The following is a 9,309-nucleotide window of genomic DNA, read 5'->3' on the forward strand; positions in this document are numbered from 1 at the left end:
ATCTTATATCATAATCAATATAACACTTTCTTCGTACAAGTTTATTCCAACACATACAAGGCAATTGTTGAGAAAACATTTTTTTTAATATGGATTCTGCATCACAGTTATCTATATGTTGTTTGCATATAAAACTTCCAGTCTTATATTCATAAATAAAATCGCATATTACCATATCTGCATCTTCTTCTTTCGCCTTATTGTAAAGTTCTTCAAGCATTGTTGGTTCCACCCAATCATCAGGGTCTGCATATATGGTATATTCACCTATTGACTCATCAAGTCCTCTTTGTCTTGCCGAGCTTACTCCACCATTCTCCTTATGAATGACTCTTATGCGAGAATCTTTCTGTGCATATTCATCACATATTTCACCACTTCTGTCAGGAGAACCATCATCTATAAGAAGCAATTCAAAGTCTGTGAATGTCTGGGCAAGAATGCTGTCAACACAACGGTTTAGGTATTTCTCCGCTTTATATACGGGGACTATTATACTTATTTTGGGCATATTCATAGAATCTTTTTATTTTTAATTCAATTATCTTTTACCAAATCTTTCCAATGCATTTTTATAAATGCCAAGAACTTTTGATATTAAAAATTCCTGCTCGGACTTCTTACATCCAACAAAAAATACAGTGGCAGAAATACATACTACACAGAGACTACATATTACAAGAAAAGAGACATGGTTCTGACCTATATTCTTATATAACAAATAAGGTAAAATAGGGGAAATAATAGCAACCATAATGATCGGTAATATAACCTCACGCAGATATGTTTTCAACTTCATTTGTATCATAGGTAATACAATCCTTACACGGGCATATTGTGTAAATATTTCAACAATGATGTGTACTACGAAAACAAGTTCTGGCGCAATGCCAAATACTTTCAATAAGAAATATGCTATGGGTACAATCATCAAAAGCATAGTACCTTCAATAATCTGGAATTTCTTAAGTTTTCCGGTTGCATGAACAGAAACTATCATAGGATTGGATAATGTATACAGTAATCCTACGACAAGAATGAGCCTTAAAAAACTCACGGTATGTTCTGGAACTATGCCTAACCATAATTTCAATACCGTATGTGCTTCAAACATTAAAGGAACCGCAATAATATACAATATATAAAATGAAAATTTTGAACTCTTTATGAGCAGACTATGCATTGTCTGTAGGTCATCCTGAGCATAACTTTTGGTTAACTGTGGATTAAGGGCCATTTGAAAGTTTACACAAAACTGTTGACACACTCCCTGCACTTGTACAGCAATACCACGGGCTGCATTAACAGCAGGACCGAAGAACATATTCAAGAGTATATTCAAGCCTTGAGTATAACCCATTACCGCTAAGTTTCCATTCATTGTCCACCCTGCAAAAGCAAATATTTCCTTAAACAGTTTCTTGTCGTAACAGCATCGTGAATGAGTCTCTTCAAAATGCTTAGAACAATAGATGATATATACAATTTGGTCAAAAGTCTGTATGACAAATAACAATACTGCATAAATTATCAATTTATCGTAAGGAATGACTACCAACAAATATACTATCAACAATTTCAGTACAGCATCCACAATAGAAATGTATGCAAATGCGGACATCTTCTCATGGGCTATAATAGTAGCATTATATGGCACACTGATTACAGCCATGATTGATGACAGTATGGAGAATTGATATACCCATAAAGCTGCTGTCGCACGTTCTGTTGGTATCTGTAATTTTGTGACAACAAACCATAATCCAACCGTCTCGCCAATAAGCAATATTACACCTGCCAGTATATAATGAATGCTCTTTATATTACCAAATGTTCTTTTCATTATCGCCATATCACCCTTACCTAAGTCATAAGTAATATAACGTGAAGATGCAGCACCGAGTGATCCCGTAAGAAATCCCAACATTGCTATAACACCTCCTACAACATTATAGATACCAAAATCTACAACTCCAAGGGTGTTTAAAACAACTCTACTTGTGTACAAAGACACAAGCATCATAAATAGCATACGTACATATAATAGCAACGTATTCTTCGCTATTCGCTTGTTATTTTCCGATGTTTGATTTGTCATTAAAATGTGTTATATTTTGAATGTTATATACATTAATTGCCATTAATCGGTCGTTAATGTTTTGCTATGCAGTTTTCTGAAACTGTGAATTATTCACATAAATATACTCTATCACTTCTGAAGTGTCAGTATGGCGATGAATGGCAGACTAAGGCATTTTTTCCAATACAGCTTGTACACAAAGATACAGCAATGGTAAATAGCATACGAAAAAAAGAAATTCTCACTATTCTAATATTGTCGTTTATAGTTTAAGACATAAAATGACAATTAATTGAATCTTGCAAGCAAAGCCATAATAGAATCCGCTCCTTCAACCTTTATTGTTTCATTATTTTCTCTCTCGTAAAATGTATTATTATAACAAATTGGCTTGTCAAGACTTTCTAATTCAAAAACCAAGATTGTTTTTCCATAATATTTAACAAACTTCATATGTGTCAATATATATGACTTAGTATATCCATCTATTGGTTCTTTCTTTATGTAGTCTCTAATTTTTCTACTATATGAATCTTCATCACCTTGCAAATATTCCCGAATTTCACCTTGAATGCCTGTAATGTAGAATTTCGTATCTATAAATTGTCGATAATCTTCACCATATAATTTTTTTATTCGGTCTGCAGTTGCTTTTGACTCCGAGACGCCTAATATTAAATAACCTTTTGTATGGGGCTCTTTATTTACGGACGCTGTTAATGTACAGATATACTCAGAGAGACTTCTCTCTTGAAAATTCTTTTTGTTCCCCAAATCATACAATCCTTGTTTGAAATCATATTGCGAACCTTCAATAGACGATTGACGTAGTAGGTTTTCTAATTGAGACACCCAACTTTCATGAGCGACATCATTACCTTTTTTCTTCTTGAACGCATTTTTTATAGCAGCAACAACTCTCGTTATCTGCCTGTGTCTATATGCGCCATCCCAGGTTTTTACAGCAACATGTGATAACAATTCTACACCTATATGTTTTAATTCCGAAATAAATGTATCATAGTTCACTAATTCCATATTGTCCTTTATCAATATTTGATAAAGAGAAAGGAAAACAATTTGATATGAACGGACTAAGCCACGTGCTACTTTAGTATCAAAAATCAGATCATGGAAATTTTTCCCGCTTTTATTTAAAATGGTGCAGAGAAAATCATGTACTATTAAGAAGTCTCTAATAATTTCATCAAAACCATATTTTTCAATCTCTTCATTTACCTTGGCTGATAAATCTTCTTCGCCGGTTGCTAATTCATCATATGTATATAGTAAATTCAGAGTATGTACAGAGGGATCTATTTTGTTGCCCAACAAGATGTAAGTAAGGATATAAGCAACGACTTCTTCATCACGAGATTTTCTCATATTGCAAACAAGAATTATTTGTTGCTTCACCCAATAAATTTCAGACATTTGAATTCCATAATTCAAGGACTTATTAGAAAGACTTATTTTTGCCATATCCTTTAAGGCTATTTTGTCCTTTAAGGAAACATCACCACGAATTTTAGAGGAAATGGTTCTTACTAAATCTGAGAATCTACAAGTTGCTCCCGCTTGACGTATTTCTTGTGCTGACAATTGTCTACCAAACGAGTTTATTCTACGAAAAACAGTTTCTATACTTGACTCATCTGCTTGTATATATGATAAAGGCATTGGATACTTCATTATTGAAGTGCAAACACTTCTTGGTAAGATCGGAAGCTTTTGAGTAAGCCGTTTTTCATCCATCATTTGTTTGGTGTCGGCAATTGACTCCAAATCAAAATACCCAAGTTGCCCATTATACTCAACAGGATAATCATTTTCTATAAATGAAAAAATAGCATTGAATCTTTGCATTCCATCCAAGATTTCCCATTGTTCATTCTTATCGTGTTTGTTATTTTTTGCCAACAAAAACAAGGGTATAGAATATTCCCTTATTAGAGAATCAATAAATGCCTGTTTCTCTTCTAAAGTCCATACCAACTTTCTCTGGTAGCGTCTATTTACAACAAACTTATTGTTAATGTAGTCCTCATATACAAACTGAAGACTTTTTGCATCATTAGAAATTCCACTATTCATATGATTGTATTTTATTGAGTTGTTATTAATTTATTGCATACTCTTTTGTATCAGCACTTTTATGAGTATTATAATTGATTTTTTCACTCAAATAATAGTTATCTCATCTTCATTAAACCACTCGTTCTCTATGGAAGTTTTTTTAGCTTTTTCAGGGTCGGATGTATACATAACAATAGCTAATGATTCTTTTGCTCGTGTACACGTTACATAAAATAGGCGACCGGTACGATCTAATGAATTATCCTTACCTTTTTCCTTATTTTGAATGTCTGTATTGGACAATGGTGCGACTTTAAAAAGCTTATCATAACTGAACAAGTTGCCTTTTGCCTCTTTGTCATCAACAAGAACCAAAACACGTGGAAATTCCAATCCTTTTACTCCTTGATGAGTAGCATAAGGTGTTCTATCATGGACATAATCATCGTATGCCTTGAATTGTCCTAAAGGTAACTGTAAAGCTTTCACCCATACCAAAGCCTCTGTATCATCCTTATCAATATCTTCTTCTTTGGATTTCAATGCTAATAACAAATAGTCAGGAATATCAAATAATGAAGTTTTTTGAATAAATTCTATGATTTCAGAAACTTTCATTTCTTCCAATTTAGAACTACGCAGATTATCAAGCACTTTTCTTATTTTGCCCAACACCTCTGGATAATTCCTATCAGGAACCGCTTCTAACAATGGCGATTTTTTCTTCAATAAGTTAAGGACACCTATACCATCATACTCTTTCAGCATGGTCATAAGAGGAAAGACCATATTGGCAAAGAAAGACATCTCTGCCATTTCTCCTTGCAAAAAGGACATCTGATATTTCGGCAAACGAGCAAATAATTCATAGAAGTCTTCAAAATCAAGACGCACCGCAGCCATTCTATGTTCCAAAGTTAGTACTTTTACGTCAGAATTCCATTGTTCATCACCAGTAATAACACTCATTTTGGCTCGCATATCCAACTCCTTCGCATTTTTATCCAAAACATCATGTGAATTGACCAAAAACAGATGTACATAACCTTCTGGAGCATTGTCTCTCGCTTGTTGTTCAGAGCCATCCAATACCGAAGATATCTTATTAGCCAATTGAATGATTCTCTTGCTACATCTGTAATTCATCACTTTCTCTGGCTTTTCCCAATCAGCAGGAATCAAATTCTTGATATCAGCCTTACCATCCATATAGATTCTTTGTTTGATATCCCCAATTAGTCCAAGAGTAAAATCATTAGGAAAACTCTTTTGAATAGTAAAGAAAGCATCAACAAGACCGCTTCTTGTATCCTGACTTTCATCAATCAACATAAAAGGATATTGTTGTGTAATTATTTGCTGCAACAACAGATTCTCCTGCATCATTTGCGTTCCTATCTCTATCACATCAGAATGATTCAGCGAATTGGCTTTGAGATTATCTCCATTAGGATTATAGATGAACTTATCTATTTTTTCTTTAGCTTCCTTTCGTTCTATTAGATAATTTATTTTTTCTTGGTTGGCTTTATAAGTCTTAGTTTCCTTATTCTTTGTTGCATCTATTTTTGCCTGTAATTCATCAATATTAGCCTGTAATCTCTGGAGATAACGAGCTTTGATGTCTTTTTGATAAGTCTTTATGGAATCCCAAACAAAACTATGAATCGTAGATACATGAAACAATGGATTATAGTCTATTCGTCGCATGATTTCATCCGTAGCAGCATTCGTATAAGTAATAACAGCCACTTGACGATGTTCTTGCTTCAACTTATTGCCCCATATCACTTGAATATTCTCTAAAAGTTTAACCAAAGAATATGTCTTGCCTGAGCCTGCACCAGCAAACAAAAAGAAGGATTTTCTTTCCTCATTGGAGATATACCCTTTAAGCTGTAAATCTATGTTGTTATCTGCATTAGCCATATTGTTAGTTCTTTGCATTCAACTTATACTTTAACCAAACTAAACCCTCTTTTATATAAGTAGGAGTTTCAATTTTATCAAACTGCTTAAGATATAGAAGATTGATAGCAAATGGAGCTTTCTTAGCAGGAGTCAAGGTTTCAAACATATCCTCACAACATTTTTCTACTGTGTCAGATTCCGCAATAATATCCTTGAAATTGGTAATCAAAGCCAAACCTTTCAATTCTTCTTTTTTGAACAATTCAATATTTGACAGTGCCAACGCATCCTCAAAAGTATATGGATATGCAATAGCTTCAACACCATCCTTAAGCTTAACATTTACCCCTGTTTGGTATGCGACTCTAACATTGCCAGAAACTTTATTCTCATCTTTTAAATCAAGAAGCTCATCAACATCTTTTATTCGTGGAATCCAATTCTTCAAAGTATCATTATTGGTTCTCTGACCAATTCCTCTTTGGGTGAAATGCTTTTTAAAAGAACCATCTTCCTGTTTGGACTGTGCATCTATATCTGTAATAATAAGACATGGAATATCAAGTCTTTCCACCAATTTACGGAATCTATGTGCATGACTACCATTTATTTCTATAATTGAGACATAATTGGTTGTCATCTTTTCATTCTCCAAGAACTTTGGCATCAAGATTCTTTCTCCAGAGCCTTCTACAAGAATTACAGCATCAGCAAAGAAAAAATCGTATTGAGACAAACGAATATATCTTGTTACAAACCGTTCCGTTTCTTCATCCTCACCAAAGACATTTGTCAAATTTACAATTTTGGAAATTGGAATATTTATATCTTCAGAAACTTCTCGATGAAAATATCTCATATCATTCAAGCTAACATCATGAACAATGTGGTTTGAATGAGTGCTTAGTACTAATTGTGTTTTATATGGACTATCTCCTTTAAACCTTGAAGATGGATACAATGCCTCATAGGCTTTTCGTACAAAAACTTGTTGGGCTTGTGCGTGAAGATGAGCCTCCGGCTCTTCTATAAAAACAAGATGAATTGGTTCAATATAGTCGTCATCATCCTCTGTTCTTACCATTCGCCCTTCATGCAACCATTCGTCCCTAAACTGAATCAGCTTGAAATACATGGATATAAGGTTTTGAAAACCTAATCCATTGTAATTTTCCGGTAAAGTCAAGCCTTCGCCTTCATCATTAAGAGCAAATTGAACAGCAGACTCATGGCTGATAGAATTCTTGATGTCAACATAACTATGAATTTCTATACTTGGGTCATGGAAGCCAGGATAATTGATACTTTTTAGTTCTTCTATGCGTCCTTCAAAAGCTGTACCTATATTGTCATCTAAAGTTTTATTTGCTTGTTGTAATGCAGTGAGTAGTCCGATATCTTCTTTTTCTAATTGAGAGTCTTTCGGCTTGATATGCTTTTCATAATATTCTTGAAGCTGCCTAGATAATGAATTTTTACTTACATGGTCATTTGAGTCAGGATCAGAAAAGTCTCTTTCTGCATCTATAGAGTCAACTTTAATAATTGTTTTTAATGGATTGCCTTCGTAAAATTCAACACTTGGCAAAGGTTGAACCACATCATTATTTTCTGGCTCTTTTTTAATATCCAAAATGTAATACCTTAATCTAAACTCTGAATTTAGTTTTCCTCTATTTAGATAATCCCATAAATCCTTAGGATAAATTTCCAATCCTTCTTTTTCTCGTTTCAAGCTTTCAGCATTCATATACGCAGCCTTGAAATCTGCATATAAAGTTTCGACATCCGTTGGGGCTATAACAATTCTAACACCAACAATTTTACCTTCCCAATCCAATGAAGGGATTAAGTCTTTTACCAAATAGGCTTCCTTTTTATCTACCTCTATCCATACATCCATTTGGGGAAGATAATCTATGATATCATTCAGAGATGGCTTTGATTCCTCATCATTTATCCAATTCTCTGCAACTTTATTGAGTGCATTCCAATTAGATAAAGTAAAGTCTCTCGTGGACAAACTTTTTGAATCCTTCAAAAAGCGAACAATAGCTTGCATACAAGATGTCTTACCGCTATTGTTGGCTCCAACAAGAATTGTTTGCTTTTCTCCAAAGTCAAGCGTACAATTCTTCAACTTACGAAAATTCTGAATATGTATTTTTGAAATTCTCATCGCAATTTATTTTCCAAATTGTTAGTGATCAATTTGTTAGTACTCAATTTAGGGCATAACCCTTTATATAGGCACTTTTGCAAGTGCCTATATATTGAGATGTTAAAAATCTTACTTGTTTATTAACTATTTTCATACTTTTTCTCGCCATGGCTAAGTTCAAGCAAGCTTGCTTTGCTCATGGCTTATCGAAAAAGTTCCAAATCTTCACTGCTGTACATAATTTGATGTTTTAAATTCAGAAGCGAAGATACTTCTTTCTAATTTAAGCCATAATTTGAGTGCTTACATAAAAAAAGGCGGCGCATATATTTTGGAACATAAATTGCCGTAAATTAAACGTAAATTAGCATGAATTATATTTACACTCAAACACCCTATATTTACGAAAATTCACGTGACATTTACGATAATTTACGTTATGCGACAGAAAGTTATGCTTCGTGAACTATAACATTTTCGTAAGGGTCCACATAATTTTCATTTTGATCATCTTCATTTACGAAAGGTATTGGCTCCATATTACGATCTACCATATAACAGTGGTTCGTGGATTCATCGTAAACATACCGTTCTCCTTCTAAACTATCGCCTCCGAAATTTATCAACAATCCAACTTTCTTTTGGGTTAGACGAAGATAATTAAAGAGTTGGGCACGATGAGCTGGTATAATCTTATTGACGGATTTGAGTTCAATGACAACATCATCGACAACTACATCCATACGATAGGACTTATTCATCAGACGCTTTTTGTAGAAACAAGGAAGATACTTCTCTGATTCTGCATTAAGCCCTCTATCTTTAAGTTCCATTGTTAGAGCTTCGTTGTAAACAGGTTCAAGCAATCCTCCATTGAGTACACTATGCACTTCCATCGCTGCACCTATTATCTGATATATCTTTTTAGAATATTCCTTAAGATTCATATTATAGAATTAATATTGAACGATTGCGTTATAATCTCATTTTTCAACGTAAATTGCCGTGAATTAAACGTAAATTAGCATGAATTATATTTACACTCAAACACCCTATATTTACGAAAATTCACGTGACATTT

The 9,309-nt window shown here is 33.7% G+C and carries 6 protein-coding genes; all 6 read right to left on the reverse strand.

The window, feature by feature from the left end; translation table 11 throughout:
• Positions 1–511: glycosyltransferase family 2 protein (locus I6E49_RS13480; protein WP_235402970.1), on the reverse strand; the 511-nt coding region annotated here is incomplete at its 3' end.
• A 30-nt stretch (positions 512–541) separates the two neighbouring features.
• Positions 542–2,098 carry an oligosaccharide flippase family protein gene (locus I6E49_RS13485; protein ID WP_235402971.1) on the reverse strand — a complete coding sequence of 519 codons (1,557 nt, stop codon included), beginning with the start codon at positions 2,096–2,098 and terminating at the stop codon, positions 542–544.
• 270 nt (positions 2,099–2,368) lie between these two features.
• Entirely contained in the window at positions 2,369–4,174 is a 1,806-nt protein-coding gene (locus I6E49_RS13490) for a DUF262 domain-containing protein (RefSeq protein ID WP_235402972.1), read from the reverse strand.
• A gap of 87 nt (positions 4,175–4,261) precedes the next feature.
• Positions 4,262–6,085: a UvrD-helicase domain-containing protein gene (locus I6E49_RS13495; RefSeq protein WP_235402973.1), complete on the reverse strand. Its 1,824-nt coding sequence runs from the start codon at positions 6,083–6,085 to the stop codon at positions 4,262–4,264.
• A gap of 4 nt (positions 6,086–6,089) precedes the next feature.
• Positions 6,090–8,246 carry an ATP-dependent endonuclease gene (locus tag I6E49_RS13500; protein WP_235402974.1) on the reverse strand — a complete coding sequence of 719 codons (2,157 nt, stop codon included), beginning with the start codon at positions 8,244–8,246 and terminating at the stop codon, positions 6,090–6,092.
• Between the two features lie 434 nt (positions 8,247–8,680).
• Positions 8,681–9,175, reverse strand: a complete 495-nt coding sequence (locus I6E49_RS13505) for a GxxExxY protein (RefSeq protein ID WP_235394733.1) — start codon at positions 9,173–9,175, stop codon at positions 8,681–8,683.
• Between the last annotated feature and the right edge of the window lie 134 nt (positions 9,176–9,309).

The sequence above is a fragment of the Leyella stercorea genome (assembly GCF_021531655.1).